Below are 13,640 nucleotides of genomic sequence, written 5' to 3'. Positions count from 1 at the left end.
AAAGGAGGCCCGCCATGGCCTGGATTCTCTTCCTCATTCTGGTCGCGATCATCCTCGGGATCATCGGCGTGGCCGCGGACGGCCTGCTCTACCTCCTCGTCATCGGCATCGTCGTCTTCCTCGTCGCCCTGGTCCTCGGCGGCACACGCCTGCGCAACGGCCGGTCCCTTCGCTAGTGCCTGCACGAGGGCGGCTGCGCACGGTCAGGCACGCGGACGCGATCAGGCACGCGGAGCGCCACCGTCCGCCGCCAGGCGCGTGAGCCACTCACGCAGCAGGCGCTGCTCCGCGTCGCTCAGGACATCGGACTCGTCGGGGAGGGCGGCGCGCAGCGCGCGGGCCGCCGCGGCGGGACCGGTCTCCGCGGCGGGAATCGCCGGCTCGGCGCGGGTGACGGCCGCGACCATGGCCTCACGCAGGACGGTCAGCAGCGCCGGATTGCGGCGGTCCGCGGGGGTGGAGTGCCAGGTGGTGACCGCGCCCTGGCCGGTTGCCCGGATGATCTGGGCGGCCAGTTCCTCGTCGACCCGCAGCCACCCGCCGGCCGCCAGCCGACGCACCCGCTCATCGAGGATCTCCAGGCCGGCGCGGTGGGCCGCGTCCGAGCCCCGGCCGGTGGCCCGGTTCATCACCGCGAACAACTCGGGGCGGCAGACCCCGAACTCGACCACCACGTCCCAGCCGCGACGCAGCTCCTCCACCGGGTCCTGCGGGGCGGGGTCGAGCTGGGCGCGCTTCCTCGCCAGGAACTGCGCGTAGCCGTGCTCGGCGACGGCTTCGAGGAGCCCCTCCTTGTCGCCGAAGAGGCGGTAGATCGCCGGCGGCTGCATTCCGGCCGCGGCGGCGACGGCGCGGGTGCTGACCGCGTCCGGGCCGCCGCTCTCCAGCAGCTCGACGGCTGCCTCGACGATGCGGCGCCGAGGGTTGTCGGTTGAGTCGCGCATGACCATGAACCAATGGTAGCGAAGACCTGTTTCCACCGGAATTTCCAGTGTTACTGTTTGAGTGATTCCACTGGAAACATCGTCGGGAGAACCCCATGATCATCGTTACCGGAGCCACCGGAAAGCTCGGCCGCCGCACCGTCGAACATCTCCTGGAGCACGTCCCCGCCGACCGTGTCGGCGTCAGCGTCCGCGACCCCCGCAAGGCCCAGGACCTCGCCGACCGCGGCGTCCGGGTCCGGCAGGGCAGTTTCGACGACCCCGACTCGCTCGGGCACGCCTTCGAAGGAGCCGAGCAGCTGCTCCTCGTCTCCCTCGACCGCACCGGCGAGGAGTGCGTCAGCGGTCACCGTGCCGCCATCGACGCCGCCGTGAAGGCCGGGGTCGGGCGCATCCTCTACACCAGCCAGATGGGCGCCGCCCACGATTCCCGCTTCCAGGCCTGCCGGGACCACGCCCAGACCGAGGACCTGCTACGCGCCACCGGCCTGCCCTGGACGGCGCTGCGCAACGGCTTCTACGCGGCCAGCGCCCTGCAGTTCCTGGAGCCCGCGCGCCGCACCGGCGACATCGCCCTTCCCGCCGACGGCCCTGTCGCCTGGACCGGCCACGACGACCTCGCCGAGGCCACCGCGGCGATCATCCTCGGTGAGGGCCGGTTCGACGGGCCCACCCCGCCGCTCACCGGCCCGGCGGCACTCGATTTCGACGCCGTCGCCGACATCGCGTCGCAGATCACCGGACGGCCCTTCACCCGCACCGTCGTCCCCGAAGACGCCTTCCGCGAGCAGGTCCTGGCGCACGGCGCCCCGGCCCCGATCGCCGACCTGATGCTGAGCATCTTCGCAGCGGCGCGGGACGGCGAGTTCGCCGCGGTCGACCCGACGTTGGCCGGGCTGATCGGGCGGGAGCCCGCCGCCTTCCGCACCCAGTTGGAGCGTGCCTGGGCCGAAGAGACGGGGTGCGCGGACGCACCGAAGCCCTGACGGACTTCCCCGCCTCCACGACGACCGCCGGCGCCGCACCGCACCCGGCGGCCGGCCACCCGTCAGCCGTGTCGACGACCCTGCGAGTCGACACAGCCGGCGGGCGGCCGGGTCTGCGGCACGGCGACGGACGCCTCAGGAGCCGTCGGCGAGCGCGGTGCGCAGGGCGTCGAGCCGGGCGGCGGCGCGGGTGGCCCAGCCGTCCCGCAACTGCAGCGGCACGCTCACCGTGACCCCGCTCTGCACCGGGTCGCGGATCTCCACCACGAACGGGTCGGCGGCGTGCAGCCGGAGGTAGGCACTGCGGCCGGCCTCCGGCCAGTCGGTGGCGGAGCCGTCCGGCAGGGCGCCGTCCTCCTCGGCCGCGGCGCGGGCGGCGAGGTAGCCGGCGAGGTCGGCGAGGTCGGCGTCGGTGAAGTTCAGCGGCAGGCGCGCGGTGACGAAGCCGGTCGCGATCACGATCTCTCCCGCGTGCCAGCCGTCGTAGCGTCCGCGGCGCCCCGCCTCCAGCTCCACCGTGACGCTCTGCGTCCGGTCCGCGAACCTGATCACGTCGCCGCCCATCCGCGCCCCCTCCTTCGGATCCGTCCGGCCGTCCGGGCATCCGGCCCGGCGCCGGCCCCGACATCCTGCCAGGCCCCACCGACAGCCCGGCGGCGGGGGCGCAGCGGCAGGGGCCCGGCGGCAGGGGCCCGGTGGCAGGGCGCGGCGGCAGGGGTGGGGCTGCGGACCGGGGCGGATCACGTGACGGGTCGTGACCGTCCGCCCGCGGCTTCAGCGTCACAGGGCGTCCACGAGGCCGCCGTCGACGATGAAGTCGGCGCCCGTGATGTTGGCCGCGCCGGGGCCGGCGAGAAAGACCACGAGATCCGCGACCTCCGACGGGCGGGTGAAGCGGCCGGTCACCGACCGGGCCTCGGCGGCGCGGGCCACGGCGCCGGGGTCGACGCCGCGGGACTGCCCGACCGTGGCGGCGACCCCGTCCGCGCCCCGCCACAGTGCCGTCTCCACCGGGCCGGGACCGATCGTGTTCACCCGCACACCGCGTGGCCCCACCTCCTTGGACAGGGCCTTGCAGAAGTTGGTGAGCGCGGCCTTCGCGGCGCCGTAGTCGATGACCAGCGGGTCCGGCAGGCGGGCGTTGACCGAGGAGACGGTGACGATCCGCCCCCCGCCGGCGGCGATCAGGTGCGGCAGCGCGGCGCGGGTGGCGCGGACGGCGGCCATGAGGTTGACGGTCAGGGTCCAGTCCCAGTCCTCGTCCGTCACGCTCTCGAAGCCGTCCACCCGGGGGCGCACCGCCCCGACGTTGTTCACCAGCACGTCGATGCCGCCGTGGCGTGCGGCGGCCTCGGCGACCAGGGCGGCCGGGCCGTCGGGGGTCGCGAGGTCGACCTCCACGACGGTGAGGTCCGCGCCCTGTTCGACGTGCGCGTCGAGGTCCTCGGTGCGGGTGCGTGATCCCGCGACGACGCGGCACCCCGCCGCGAGGAACGCCTCGGTGATCGCGAGGCCGATGCCGCGTCCGGCCCCGGTCACGACGACGGTCCGGCCGGCCAGGCCCGGCTCGGAGGACGGCCGTGTCATGCGCCCGTGCCGGCCCGGTGCCGGGCCTCGATGGCCTTGCCGGTGTTGGCGAAGGCCTTGGAGAGGTGGCGTTTGCCGACGGTGCCGACGACCGCGCCGAGCACGCGTCCCTTGAGGTTCTTGCCCTCGCGGACCACGACGGCGTCCACCTCGGTCGTCCCGTCGGCCTTCGGCGTGAACGTGTACGTGTGGCCCGATCGGCCGCCCCACACGTTGGAGTCGGTGGTCGTCATGACGACGCGGCGGGGGTCGGACCAGTCGTAGTGCAACCGTTCCCAGATCCCCGCCGAGCCCTCGGTGACGTCGGCGTCGTGAGGTCCCCGGTCGTGCACCTCCAGGTACTTGTCGGCGCTGTTGCCGAAGAGTTCCGAGCGCCCCGGCCCGAAGTCGGTGAGCCCGGCGACGTACTCCTCGGGTGTCGCGGCGATCGTCTGGTGCAGGTGAATCGTGGACATGAGCGCTCCCTTGCCGTGAGCAGGCCCGCTCCGAGCGTCTCTCCTCGCCATGGCGCCTGCAACAGGGCCGGTCACCGACCCCCGCCGTCCGACCGCGGTGGGTGCGCAGCGGGTACGGCGGGTGCTGTGCGGGGCTCGGCAAGAGGAGTTCGGGGGGCACCGGCTCGGCAACCGTTGCGGCTCGGAACGGGTCCTCCTCCGTGTCGGCCCGTGGTGAGGGTCGCGAACGTGGAGGGGGCTCCGTGGGCAGGGTGGCGAAGGGCGTCGGCAAGTTCCTGATCGACATGGTCGGAGAAGTGGTCGGCGAGGCGATCCTCACGCTGCTCGCCTGCGCGCTGCTGGGCTGTCTGGGCCTGATCGCCTACCTGAGCTGGTCCTTCAGCCCGCGTTTGACCGTCGCGGGCCCTCGCCGGGACGGTGCTGCGCGCGAGGGGACCACGGGAGCGGCTCCAGTCCGGCGCGCGCCGGACAGACCGCCGGCTTCCTCGCGGTGAAGCGCGACGCCGACTGACAGGACGCGTCGGCATCACCCGCGGTCCTTCGCCTGCGGCCCCGTCACCGAGCGCCCGGCCCGGTCCCGGACGGCGGATAATGTCCGGGGCCGCGGGCCGGCCGCGGCGGCGGCACCGATCGACGGAGAGGCGGAGGACGAATGACCCTGGAGGAAGGCCGACGCGTCAGGTTGGCCGAGGACCTCGGGATCGGCGAGGCAGTCGCCGGGGCGCCCGGGGCGGTCGTCGGCTTCCTCTCGCTGGGGGCCGGGATCGAGGGCACCGTCGAGCGGGTGGAGGAACTCCCGGAGAGCCACGAGGTCCGCGAGTACCGGCGACTCAAAGCGCTGTTCGAGGACTACGGGCACACCATGCCGGTGGCGAGCCGGGAGCGGCTGGAGACGGAGATCGCCACGCTGGAGCCGGAGTGGGCCGCACACCGGGAGCGGGGCACCCAGGTGACGGTCCGGGTCCGGCTGGACAACGGCCTCGTCCTCGACGGGGCGCACCAGGACATCCTCACCCCGCTGTGACGCCGTCGCGGCCGCTGGCCGGGGCCGGGCCCGGCAGCCGACTGGTCCGGATGCCGCCGTGCGGGTGCGGTGTCCCGGGACTGCGGCCACGTTGAGGGGATGGACATCGTCGTCGTGCTGGAACTGGATACGCCGACCAACGTTCGGGTCCTTCAACCCGACCGGACGCCGGCAGAGCCCGGGAAGGCGGTGCGCCGCGCGCACACCGCCCCCGCGGAAGCCTCGGGCGTGTGCGGGCCCCTGACACACTGCGGTCTGGACACCGCCGAAATGACCCTCGCTCCGTACCGCTCCGCCCGCGACCGGCCGCGCTGGCACACCTGCAGCACCTGCCGGACCACCGGAGAGAGCGCCGGAGGCCGCACCGGAGGGAGCGCCGGAGGGGGCCCCGACGGCAACGCGCCCGTCACCCCCGAGGACGGCACCCCCGAGGACCCGGCCCGCTGACCTCTGCCCCCTCCCCCTGGCCCCTCCCCCTGCCCCGTCCCCGCCCACCGCGGGGCGGGGCCGCGCCCCCGGCACCGGCCCTTGACTTCAAGTCAGCTTGAACTCCTACGGTCCTCTCATCGCCGCCGGCCCCCCCCGGGCGGCCCCCGGGAAGGGACCCCGCCGTGACCACCGCACCCACCGCCGACACCGTCGTCCCCGACCGCTACCGCTACGCGGTCGTGCCGCACGTCATGGTCGACGACGCCGCAGCGGCGATCGACTTCTACCAGCGGGCCTTCGGCGCCGTCCAGGACGTCCGCATCGACGGCCCGGACGGGCGGATCCTGCACGCCGAGATCAGCATCGGACGTTCCGTCCTGATGCTGGGCGACGCCGGAGCGGACGCGGCCGGGGGCGCCCCCTTCAGCGCCCCGGCCGCGCTGGGCGGCACCAGCGTCGCGCTGCACGTCTTCGTCCCGGACGTCGACGCGCTCGTGGCGCGCGCCGGGGCCGCCGGCGCCGAGATCCTCCAGCCACCGACGGACATGTTCCACGGCGACCGCACCGCCGTCCTCAAGGACCCCTCGGGACACGTGTGGATCTTCCTCACCCACCTGGAGGACATCCCGGTCGAGGAACTCCACCGCCGCGCGGCCGCTGCCTGAAACGGCCGTCTCACGAGCGGGCCAGTGCCAGGACGCTCAGCCCGAACATCAGGACGCCCAGCGGGAGGTGGACCGACGGAACGTGCGCGACGCCGAGCACGACCTGGGCCGAGGCCAGGACGAGGAACCCGGACGCGTACAGGATCGGCCGGGGCGAGCCGCCGCCCGGCTTCCACGCCAGCACCGCCGCGAGCAGGTACAGCATCGACGCCGCGTACATCACGCGGGCGCCGACACCGTGCAGCGTCTGTCCGTAGGACGCGGTCAGCAGCAGTCCGGCGGAGGTCGCCTGGAGGAAGATCGTCAAGGTCTGCAGGCCGACGGCGATCCGAAGGAACGGGAAGCTGCGCCGAGCCGTCACCTGGGTGGTCATGTCACGGTCCCCCTTTCCGCCCGCGGGCGGTGGATCGATAAGGTCTCACCAGCCCGACGACGCGGGCCGGTGAAAGGTCAGGCGAGGAGGGCTCGGAGGCGTGGGGGCGGCTGCGGGGGGCATCGACGGGGTGGCCGGTGAGCGGGGCCGACTGATCAACGTGGCCTACCGGTTGCTCGGCTCCCTGGCCGAGGCCGAGGACGCCGTGCAGGACGCCTACGCGCGCTGGTACGCGCTGCCGCGCGGCCGGCAGGAGGAGGTCGTCTCCCCCGGCGCCTGGCTGACGACGGTGACCGGGCGCATCTGCCTGGACGTGCTCGGCTCGGCGCGGGCCCGGCGGGAGCGCTACGTCGGCGCGTGGCTGCCCGAACCGCTGCCCGAGCGCGGTGAGTGGAACCACGGCCGACAGGGCACCGACCCCGCCGACCTGATGGTCCTGGACGAGTCGGTGACCATGGCCTTCCTCGTCGTCCTGGAGTCGATGACGCCGGCCGAGCGGGTGGCGTTCGTCCTGCACGACGTCTTCCGGTACCCCTTCGCCGAGATCGCCGGCATCCTCGGCCGCACCCCCGCGGCCTGCAAGCAGCTGGCGTCCTCCGCCCGGCGGCGGGTGGACCTCGCGCACCGCCCGGCCGGGGCGGCCGCGGCGGCCGGACAGGCGCAGGCGGTGCGGAACGTCAAGGAGGCCTGGGAGACCAGGGACATCACGGCCCTCGTCCGCCTCCTCGACCCCGCCGCCGTGATGACCGCCGACGGCGGCGGGATGGCCGGTGCCGCCCTGCGCCCGATCGAGGGCGGCGCGCGCATCGCCGAGTACATGGTCGCCATCGCCGACAGGGCCCCGGGGCTCGCCCTCCTGGAGTGCTCGGTCAACGGTGCGCCGGGCCTGGTGGCCCAGCGGGCCGGCGTCGTCCTGACGGTGGCCTCGTTCGACGTCACCGACGGCCGCGTGACCCGGATCTGGGCCGTCCGGAACCCGGAGAAACTACGGCCGTGGGCGCGGGAGGACCAGGAGCCACGACCGGACCTGTGACGGCGCCCGCCGCCGGCGGCGCGAACACCGCCCGGTTTTGCGCGACGTCACCAGAAACCCTGCACGGAATGTCGAGTGCCCGCACGCCGCGCGGGCCTACATTCGAATGCCGAACAGCACCCCGCGAGCGCTCACACGCCTCAACGGCGTTGCACGGGGGCGCCGACGGAACGCCTCCGACCAGTGAGTTGTCGACGGAGAAGGACACGGGGGCTTCATGGAGCTGCGGGACATCGAGATCTTCCTGGTGCTGGCCGAGGAGCTGCACTTCGGCCGGACCGCCGAGCGGCTGCGGCTCTCCCAGGCCCGGGTCAGCCAGGTCATCAAGAAGCAGGAGCGGCGCATCGGCGCCGCACTGTTCGAGCGCACCAGCCGCACCGTGCGCCTGAGCGACGTCGGCCGCCAGCTGCGCGACGACCTGCGGCCGGTCTACGCGGGCCTGCACGAGTCCCTGGAACGCGCCCGGCTCACCGCCCGCGGCGTCACCAGCCGGCTCCGGGTCGGCATGATGCCGTTCAACCTCGTCGACCTGCACTTCTACTGGAAGGCGTTCCGCTCCCGGCACCCGCAGTGGGAGCTGGAGATCCGCCAGATGGCCTACCTCGATCCGTTCGGCCGCCTGCGCGAGGGCGACCTGGACGTCCTGGTGGTCTGGCTGCCCGTGGAGGAGCCGGACTTCACCGTCGGTCCGGTCCTGTTGACGGACCCCCGGATCCTCGCGGTGACCGCCGACCACGAACTCGCCCTGCGGACGTCGGTGCGACTGGAGATGTTCGCCGACTTCCGCCACCCCATGCCCCCCGACCTGCCGGACTACTGGGAGGACCGCTACATGCCCTTCCACACGCCCCGGGGCCGCACGATCGAGCGCGGGGGGCAGGTCACCCACGCGGAGGACCTGATCAACCAGGTCGGCATGGGCGAGATCATCCACGGCTTCCCCAGCCACGTCACCCGGTACTGGGGCATGCCGAACATCCGCTGGATACCCGTCCCGGACCTCACCACCCTGTCCTACGCCCTGGTCTGGCGGACCGACGCCGAGAACGAGCCGATCCGCGCACTCGCCGCCACGGTCCGCGACCTGGGCCCCTACCGGTTCTGACACACCGCCGCGGCGCCGCCGATTCGCCGGGGGCGGGGGTGGGTCTCCCCGGGGGTCACGCGGACGCCGCCCTCGACCCCGGTGAAGGGAGCCGGAGTCGCGACAGGCTCCGACGAATTCATGGGCGTGCAGCCGAATGCGCGAGGAGGGCGGGGACGACGGTGTCCCAGGTGTGCTCGGGGAAGACCTCGTGGCCGGTGCCCGGCAGGGCGAGGAGGCGCGCACCGGGGATCTCCGCGGCCAGGGCGCGCCCGTGCTCCACGGGGAACATCGGGTCCTCCATCCCGTGCAGCACCAGGGTCGGCGCGGTGATCGCGCCGAGCCGGTGGCGCCAGGGGCTGCCGGCGTCGAGCAGGTAGGGATTGGTCGACTGGGCCGCGATGTCGCGGGCGTGGTCGACGACCCGGGCGGCCAGCCGGCGCACGCCGTCCTCGTCGAACGGGCGCGAGAGGGCGGCGAACGGGCGCTCGCCGTCGACGATCGAGTCGATGACGGCCTCCCGGTCCGACCAGTCCACCCCGCCCCCGCCCCCGGCGCCGGCGCCGGCGCCCTGCGCGGCCTGCGCGAAGTAGGCGGCGAGCTGGTCCGCGACGGGCGGCAGGTCCGGCTGCTCGCGCCCGGGGACGCCCGGCGTGGCGGAGGCGAGGGCGAGGGTGGCCACCCGCTCCGGGTGGTCCAGCGCCAGGAGCTGGCCGACCGCCGCGCCCTGGGACATGCCGAGGACGTGGGCCGCGCCCAGGCCGAGGGCGTCGATCAGCGTCGCGGCGTCCTCCACCAGGTCGGGCAGGCCGTACGGCGGCGCGCCCACCGGGAAGGTCGTCGAGGCGCCCGCGTCGCGGGCGTCGTAGCGCACGACGCACCGGCCGCCCGCGACCAGCCGGCCCACGAAGCCGTCGGCCCAGTTGAGCAGGCAGTGCCCCGCGCCGTGGATCAGCAGGACGGCGGGATCGGCGGGATCGCCGTGCAGCTCCACGCACAGCCGCGCACCGTCGACCTCGACCGTGCGCCGGGGGTCCGCCATCGGGTTCCGCCTTCCGTCCGAGGAGCCGTCACCGCCGGACCGCGCCGGCCGAGGCGCGCGGTCAGTGCCCCAGGGCCGCCTTGGCGGCCACGATGACCAGCCCGAGCAGCAGGTTGACGACGCCCTCACCGAACGCCATCCGGCGGGAGGCGCCGGCCCGGATCGCCCCGAGGGTCGCCCAGGCGACCTGCTGCGCCACCGCGACGCCGAGGGCCAGCCAGGCGGTCCCGGGAAGGCCGAGGCCGAGCAGCGGGCTGACCGCCACCGCGACCGCGGGCAGCACGGCAGCCTCCACGATGGACCACTCGTGCCCGGCGACCCTGCGCACCTCCCGGCGGTCGACGGGTGTGCCGACGGTCCGCTCGCCGGCGAGCAGCGCGTAGACGTGCGCCGCCCAGAACACCACGCCCGTGACCAGCAGCAGTCCGATCAGCTGGAGGCGGGGGAAGTTCCCGGCGGCACCGGCGGTCGCCCCCCCGGACGCGGCGAGCAGGGAGCCGTACACCGCGCCGGCGTAGTCCGTGCGGCCGGCGCGGCGCCGCCTCGCGGGCGCGGGCCGACCCGCCGGGGCGGCCGGAGAAGTGGTCACCGACCCAACATAGGGCTCGGCGGCGGACATCCCCGCGACCGACTCCGCCGACCGGGCGGGGTCTCTCCCCCGCGCCCGGTATGGGCGGGCGGACCATACTTGAAGAGGCCCGGGGGGCAGCCAGCCGGCCGCCGGAGCGCCGCCGGGGGAGGCGGCGGAACCCGAAGGGACGTGGAACGATGTTCGACCGGGACCGCCGGAAGGCCAACCGCGCCTTCGACCAGGGCGACGGGGTCACCCGCTACCGCATGCGACAGAAGCTGGTCGCCATCGGGGACGACTACTGGATCGACGACGACTCCGGGGAGCACGTCTACCGCGTCGACGGCAAGGTGCTGCGCGCCCGCAAGACCTTCGACCTGGAGGACCCGCACGGCCACCGGGTCGCGACCGTCCAGAGCCGGCCGATGCGGATCAAGGAGTCGATGGCGATCGACGACGCCGAGGGCCACCGGGTCGCCGTCGTCAAGAAGGCCGTGATCACCCCGCTGCGCAACCGGTGGAGCATCGACCAGGAGGACGGCCCGGAGCTGAGCGTCGAGGGCAACGTCGTCGACCACGAGTACACCATCGAGCGCGACGGCTACAAGATCGCCGAGGTGTCGAAGAAGTGGTTCCGGATCCGGGACACCTACGGCGTCAGCATCGGCGAGGGAGCCGACCACACGGTCGTCCTCGCCGCGACCGTCGCCATCGACTCCATGGCCCACCCCGGCGACTGACGCACCCGTAGCCGGGCAGCACCGGCCCACCGGCCCGGGCGGCGGCGTCCGGGCCGCTGCCGGTGCGGACCGGCTGCCGGATGGGGTGCGTGGGTACCGGGGGGCGTGCGGGGCTCGTCCCACTCCCCCGCCGAGGACCGGCGGGGGACGGCGGTTCGGGGCGCACCGGCCGTCCGGGGCGGCCCGCCCGGCCCGGTGCGGCGCGGCCGGGGCCGTCGAAACCGGCGCGCGGAAGCCTGCCCGGCGGCTGCCCGCGACCCCGGGCGCCGCCCCTTCGGCCTTGGCAGGGATCACCGCGACGGCAGACGCTCTGTGCACAGCCGATCATCCGCTGATCCCGTCCCCGAGCCCCCGGAGGGTCCATGTCGTTCGCGCGCACCCGCCTCGCCGTCGCCGCCCTGCTCGTCGCCGGCACCGCCGTCACCCTGGCCGCCCCGGCCCACGCCGCCGGCGGCCACCGCGCCCTCAGCCACTTCGACGACGGCAGCTTCGAGACGCCCAAGGCCCCGGCGAACGCCTTCGCCAACGTGGCCACCGGTCAGAGCATCGGCCCGTGGAAGGTCACCGCCGGCAACGTCGACCTGATCGGCGCCGGCTTCTGGCAGGCCGCCGAGGGCGACCAGACGCTGGACCTCAACGGCTCCACCAGCGGCACCGTCGCCCAGAGCTTCACCACGGTCCCCGGCACCACCTACTCCGTCACCTACGCGCTGGCCGGCAACCCGGACGGCGGGGTGGCCCTGCGGACCGGCCGGGCGCTGATCGACGGCCAGGCGTTCCAGGACTTCTCCTTCGACGTCACCGGCCGGACGAGGGCCGCCATGGGCTACGTGGGGCGCCAGTTCACCTTCGTCGCGCAGGGCACGTCCACCACCCTCGGTTTCACCAGCACCGTCGCCGGGGCGTACGGCCCGGTCATCGACGACGTCCAGGTGAAGGAGTGCAGGCCCTGCTGCGGGTGACCGGCCCGGCGGCGGCATGACGGGCGGTCACGTCACGGCCGGGACGGCGTGGGGCCGCCCGGTGCCGCACCTGCGGCGCGGCGGGTCACCCGGGCCCGGATCCGGCGCTGCGCCCGCAGGACCAGTACGCCCACGATCACCAGGACGACCACGTTGAGCAGGAGTTGGAGCAGCGATCCCCACGCCTCGTGCCGTTCGGAGAAGGCGTTCGCCCTCCCCAGGACGTCGCCGTCCCGGCGCGCGGGCGGCGGATTCAGCACCGTGAGGTCGAGGACGTGGCGGTCGGCGGCCAGCAGCGCAAGCGCGGGGCCGGTGAGCGCGGGCGGCGTCAGCAGCCGCAGATGGACCGGATCCATCAGCCAAGCCGAGCACTCCCGGGGTGCGGGGGCCGGAGCAGCTCGCCCGTCGTGGCGCCGTTCATCCGGTTGCCGCCGGGGCCCGGGCCGGTCCTGGGGGATCGGGCCGGGGCCGGCTCGGATGCGGGGGGACGGTCGCGGCGGTTTGATGGCCGTATGGAATCCGATCCTGCGCAGGCCTACACGGACGAGCTGCTGGCCCTCACCGGGGACCTGGCCAGGCCGGCCGCCGACGACTTCGTGCGCCGCGTCTACGAGAGCGGTGTCTTCCACGGCTCGCGCACGGCGCTGGCCAACGTGGCCGCGCTGGAGAACGAGAAGGACGCGCAGATCCGGCGGCTCGGTGAGCGGCTGATGGCGCTCGGTGAGGATCCGCTGGAGATCACCCGGCTGCTGACCGGCAAGTGAGCGGGGGCGGCCGGTGAACCGGCCGCCCGGCCGCCCGGGCGGTGGACGGTGGACGGTGGGCGGTGGGCTCAGCCGGCCGGGTCGTACCAGCTGTCGCGGTCGGGCAGCAGCGCCGAAGCGGGGCCACCGTGCACCCACCGTGCACAGGAACGACCAGCGCCGGCAGGGCGCCCCTGCCCACCCGCACGCCCTGGGCGGCCCGGCCGCGGCCGGCTCGGCTGCCGGTTCTGGAACAAGATCGGGATATTTCCCGCACCGGCTGGTGAACGACTCCCGCCTACGGTGATGGCACCGGTGAACCGCACCGGCCGAACGACAGCAGGAGACCGCATGCGCACCCGCCGCCTCGCCCTCACCGCCGCCGCCGTCGCGGCTCTCGCCGCCACCGCGACGGCGTGCGGGCCGGACAACAGCGGCACGGGCTCCTCGGCCGCCGCCCCGGCGGCCAGCACGGCGGGGGGCACCGCCGCGACGACCGGCGGATCCGCCACGGGGGCCCCGGCCGGCACCGCCACCGCCGGGGCCACGCCGACCAAGGCCGCCACCGCGCCGCCCAAGGCCGCCGTGCCCTCCTCCCCCGCCGCCTCCGGCGCCGCGTCCGGCAAGGGCGGCAACGGGCAGACCTGCGGCGCCGGCGATCTGGTCCTCAGCGCGAAGACCGAGTCCCAGGCCGGCGGCTACATCCTGATCACCGCCATGGCCAAGCCGGGCGTCTCCTGCACGCTCCCCGCGGCCCACCCCACCGTCGCGTTCGGTTCGGGCGGCATCGAGGCCACCAACGCCGAGCAGGCCGCCGGCACCCCGATCCCCCTGAGCGGCGCCAAGGTCGCCTACGCAGGTGTCATGGCGAAGACCACCAAGGGCAACCAGGCCGTCGAGTTCACCGACGTCATCGTGGCCATCGGCAACACCGACCCGAACCCGGCCGGCATCCCGGTCGGCAGGACTCCGGTCGACAAGCCGATCGTCACCAACTGGCAC

At 74.5% G+C, this 13,640-nt stretch carries 19 protein-coding genes; 11 read left to right on the top strand and 8 right to left on the bottom strand.

What is annotated here, in order from left to right; translation table 11 throughout:
- Positions 1 to 221: 221 nt before the first annotated feature.
- Entirely contained in the window at positions 222 to 950 is a 729-nt protein-coding gene (locus tag MCM47_RS38220; RefSeq protein ID WP_238951578.1) for a TetR/AcrR family transcriptional regulator, read from the bottom strand.
- A gap of 89 nt (positions 951 to 1,039) precedes the next feature.
- On the opposite strand from MCM47_RS38220, the gene MCM47_RS38215 reads away from it, so the two are divergent.
- A complete protein-coding gene (locus tag MCM47_RS38215; RefSeq protein WP_238951577.1) occupies positions 1,040 to 1,930 on the top strand; it encodes an SDR family oxidoreductase in 891 nt (296 codons plus the stop codon).
- A 135-nt stretch (positions 1,931 to 2,065) separates the two neighbouring features.
- On the opposite strand, the gene MCM47_RS38210 is transcribed toward MCM47_RS38215, so the two are convergent.
- The 3 genes from MCM47_RS38210 to MCM47_RS38200 all read right to left on the bottom strand — a co-directional run bounded on the left by MCM47_RS38210 (position 2,066) and on the right by MCM47_RS38200 (position 3,972).
- Positions 2,066 to 2,494, bottom strand: a complete 429-nt coding sequence (locus tag MCM47_RS38210; RefSeq protein WP_238951576.1) for a DUF5959 family protein — start codon at positions 2,492 to 2,494, stop codon at positions 2,066 to 2,068.
- A gap of 216 nt (positions 2,495 to 2,710) precedes the next feature.
- Positions 2,711 to 3,517 carry an SDR family NAD(P)-dependent oxidoreductase gene (locus tag MCM47_RS38205; RefSeq protein ID WP_238951575.1) on the bottom strand — a complete coding sequence of 269 codons (807 nt, stop codon included), beginning with the start codon at positions 3,515 to 3,517 and terminating at the stop codon, positions 2,711 to 2,713.
- Positions 3,514 to 3,972, bottom strand: coding sequence for a hypothetical protein (locus MCM47_RS38200; RefSeq protein WP_238951574.1), 459 nt, complete (start codon positions 3,970 to 3,972; stop codon positions 3,514 to 3,516). Before MCM47_RS38200 ends, MCM47_RS38205 begins: the two co-directional genes overlap by 4 nt.
- Before the next feature lie 251 nt (positions 3,973 to 4,223).
- On the opposite strand from MCM47_RS38200, the gene MCM47_RS38195 reads away from it, so the two are divergent.
- The 4 genes from MCM47_RS38195 to MCM47_RS38180 all read left to right on the top strand — a co-directional run bounded on the left by MCM47_RS38195 (position 4,224) and on the right by MCM47_RS38180 (position 6,090).
- Positions 4,224 to 4,466 carry a hypothetical protein gene (locus MCM47_RS38195; protein WP_238951573.1) on the top strand — a complete coding sequence of 81 codons (243 nt, stop codon included), beginning with the start codon at positions 4,224 to 4,226 and terminating at the stop codon, positions 4,464 to 4,466.
- 158 nt (positions 4,467 to 4,624) lie between these two features.
- Positions 4,625 to 4,996 (top strand): hypothetical protein, encoded by a 372-nt coding sequence (locus tag MCM47_RS38190; protein ID WP_238951572.1) that lies wholly within the window; start codon positions 4,625 to 4,627, stop codon positions 4,994 to 4,996.
- Between the two features lie 270 nt (positions 4,997 to 5,266).
- Entirely contained in the window at positions 5,267 to 5,443 is a 177-nt protein-coding gene (locus MCM47_RS38185; protein WP_238951571.1) for a hypothetical protein, read from the top strand.
- Positions 5,444 to 5,676: 233 nt separating this feature from the next.
- Entirely contained in the window at positions 5,677 to 6,090 is a 414-nt protein-coding gene (locus MCM47_RS38180; protein WP_238951579.1) for a VOC family protein, read from the top strand.
- A 10-nt stretch (positions 6,091 to 6,100) separates the two neighbouring features.
- Here MCM47_RS38180 and MCM47_RS38175 read toward each other — a convergent pair whose 3' ends face one another.
- Entirely contained in the window at positions 6,101 to 6,463 is a 363-nt protein-coding gene (locus MCM47_RS38175; RefSeq protein WP_238951570.1) for a hypothetical protein, read from the bottom strand.
- 100 nt (positions 6,464 to 6,563) lie between these two features.
- Here MCM47_RS38175 and sigJ point away from each other — a divergent pair, with 100 nt between their 5' ends.
- Positions 6,564 to 7,496 (top strand): RNA polymerase sigma factor SigJ, encoded by a 933-nt coding sequence (gene sigJ, locus MCM47_RS38170; RefSeq protein WP_238951569.1) that lies wholly within the window; start codon positions 6,564 to 6,566, stop codon positions 7,494 to 7,496.
- Between the two features lie 217 nt (positions 7,497 to 7,713).
- Positions 7,714 to 8,601, top strand: a complete 888-nt coding sequence (locus MCM47_RS38165) for a LysR family transcriptional regulator (protein ID WP_238951568.1) — start codon at positions 7,714 to 7,716, stop codon at positions 8,599 to 8,601.
- Between the two features lie 118 nt (positions 8,602 to 8,719).
- Here MCM47_RS38165 and MCM47_RS38160 read toward each other — a convergent pair whose 3' ends face one another.
- Both MCM47_RS38160 and MCM47_RS38155 read right to left on the bottom strand, forming a co-directional pair.
- Entirely contained in the window at positions 8,720 to 9,622 is a 903-nt protein-coding gene (locus MCM47_RS38160) for an alpha/beta fold hydrolase (RefSeq protein WP_238951567.1), read from the bottom strand.
- A gap of 61 nt (positions 9,623 to 9,683) precedes the next feature.
- Positions 9,684 to 10,241, bottom strand: a complete 558-nt coding sequence (locus tag MCM47_RS38155) for a hypothetical protein (protein ID WP_374209276.1) — start codon at positions 10,239 to 10,241, stop codon at positions 9,684 to 9,686.
- 149 nt (positions 10,242 to 10,390) lie between these two features.
- Here MCM47_RS38155 and MCM47_RS38150 point away from each other — a divergent pair, with 149 nt between their 5' ends.
- Positions 10,391 to 10,933 carry an LURP-one-related/scramblase family protein gene (locus tag MCM47_RS38150; protein ID WP_238951565.1) on the top strand — a complete coding sequence of 181 codons (543 nt, stop codon included), beginning with the start codon at positions 10,391 to 10,393 and terminating at the stop codon, positions 10,931 to 10,933.
- 362 nt (positions 10,934 to 11,295) lie between these two features.
- On the top strand, positions 11,296 to 11,895 hold the full coding sequence (locus MCM47_RS38145) for a choice-of-anchor C family protein (protein WP_238951564.1): 600 nt from the start codon (positions 11,296 to 11,298) through the stop codon (positions 11,893 to 11,895).
- 32 nt (positions 11,896 to 11,927) lie between these two features.
- Here MCM47_RS38145 and MCM47_RS38140 read toward each other — a convergent pair whose 3' ends face one another.
- A complete protein-coding gene (locus tag MCM47_RS38140; RefSeq protein ID WP_238951563.1) occupies positions 11,928 to 12,251 on the bottom strand; it encodes a hypothetical protein in 324 nt (107 codons plus the stop codon).
- A gap of 156 nt (positions 12,252 to 12,407) precedes the next feature.
- Between MCM47_RS38140 and MCM47_RS38135 the strand changes: the two genes are divergently transcribed.
- Positions 12,408 to 12,659 (top strand): hypothetical protein, encoded by a 252-nt coding sequence (locus MCM47_RS38135; RefSeq protein ID WP_238951562.1) that lies wholly within the window; start codon positions 12,408 to 12,410, stop codon positions 12,657 to 12,659.
- Between the two features lie 330 nt (positions 12,660 to 12,989).
- Positions 12,990 to 13,640 (top strand): hypothetical protein (locus MCM47_RS38130; RefSeq protein ID WP_238951561.1); only part of this gene is annotated, 651 nt, incomplete at its 3' end.

The sequence above is a fragment of the Kitasatospora sp. A2-31 genome (genome assembly GCF_022288725.1).
GTDB lineage: Bacteria > Actinomycetota > Actinomycetes > Streptomycetales > Streptomycetaceae > Kitasatospora.
The sequence above is the reverse complement of the archived record's forward strand: the minus strand, read 5'-3'. Positions and strand labels throughout refer to the sequence as shown.

What these genes read in the sequence shown, in the direction of transcription:
- MCM47_RS38220 (WP_238951578.1), bottom strand. Translation starts at nt 950, where the DNA reads ATGGTCATGCGCGACTCAACCGACAACCCTCGGCGCCGCATCGTCGAG.
- MCM47_RS38215 (WP_238951577.1), top strand. Translation starts at nt 1,040, where the DNA reads ATGATCATCGTTACCGGAGCCACCGGAAAGCTCGGCCGCCGCACCGTC.
- MCM47_RS38210 (WP_238951576.1), bottom strand. Translation starts at nt 2,494, where the DNA reads ATGGGCGGCGACGTGATCAGGTTCGCGGACCGGACGCAGAGCGTCACG.
- MCM47_RS38205 (WP_238951575.1), bottom strand. Translation starts at nt 3,517, where the DNA reads ATGACACGGCCGTCCTCCGAGCCGGGCCTGGCCGGCCGGACCGTCGTC.
- MCM47_RS38200 (WP_238951574.1), bottom strand. Translation starts at nt 3,972, where the DNA reads ATGTCCACGATTCACCTGCACCAGACGATCGCCGCGACACCCGAGGAG.
- MCM47_RS38190 (WP_238951572.1), top strand. Translation starts at nt 4,625, where the DNA reads ATGACCCTGGAGGAAGGCCGACGCGTCAGGTTGGCCGAGGACCTCGGG.
- MCM47_RS38185 (WP_238951571.1), top strand. Translation starts at nt 5,267, where the DNA reads ATGACCCTCGCTCCGTACCGCTCCGCCCGCGACCGGCCGCGCTGGCAC.
- MCM47_RS38180 (WP_238951579.1), top strand. Translation starts at nt 5,677, where the DNA reads ATGGTCGACGACGCCGCAGCGGCGATCGACTTCTACCAGCGGGCCTTC.
- MCM47_RS38175 (WP_238951570.1), bottom strand. Translation starts at nt 6,463, where the DNA reads ATGACCACCCAGGTGACGGCTCGGCGCAGCTTCCCGTTCCTTCGGATC.
- MCM47_RS38165 (WP_238951568.1), top strand. Translation starts at nt 7,714, where the DNA reads ATGGAGCTGCGGGACATCGAGATCTTCCTGGTGCTGGCCGAGGAGCTG.
- MCM47_RS38160 (WP_238951567.1), bottom strand. Translation starts at nt 9,622, where the DNA reads ATGGCGGACCCCCGGCGCACGGTCGAGGTCGACGGTGCGCGGCTGTGC.
- MCM47_RS38155 (WP_374209276.1), bottom strand. Translation starts at nt 10,241, where the DNA reads ATGTCCGCCGCCGAGCCCTATGTTGGGTCGGTGACCACTTCTCCGGCC.
- MCM47_RS38150 (WP_238951565.1), top strand. Translation starts at nt 10,391, where the DNA reads ATGTTCGACCGGGACCGCCGGAAGGCCAACCGCGCCTTCGACCAGGGC.
- MCM47_RS38145 (WP_238951564.1), top strand. Translation starts at nt 11,296, where the DNA reads ATGTCGTTCGCGCGCACCCGCCTCGCCGTCGCCGCCCTGCTCGTCGCC.
- MCM47_RS38140 (WP_238951563.1), bottom strand. Translation starts at nt 12,251, where the DNA reads ATGGATCCGGTCCATCTGCGGCTGCTGACGCCGCCCGCGCTCACCGGC.
- MCM47_RS38135 (WP_238951562.1), top strand. Translation starts at nt 12,408, where the DNA reads ATGGAATCCGATCCTGCGCAGGCCTACACGGACGAGCTGCTGGCCCTC.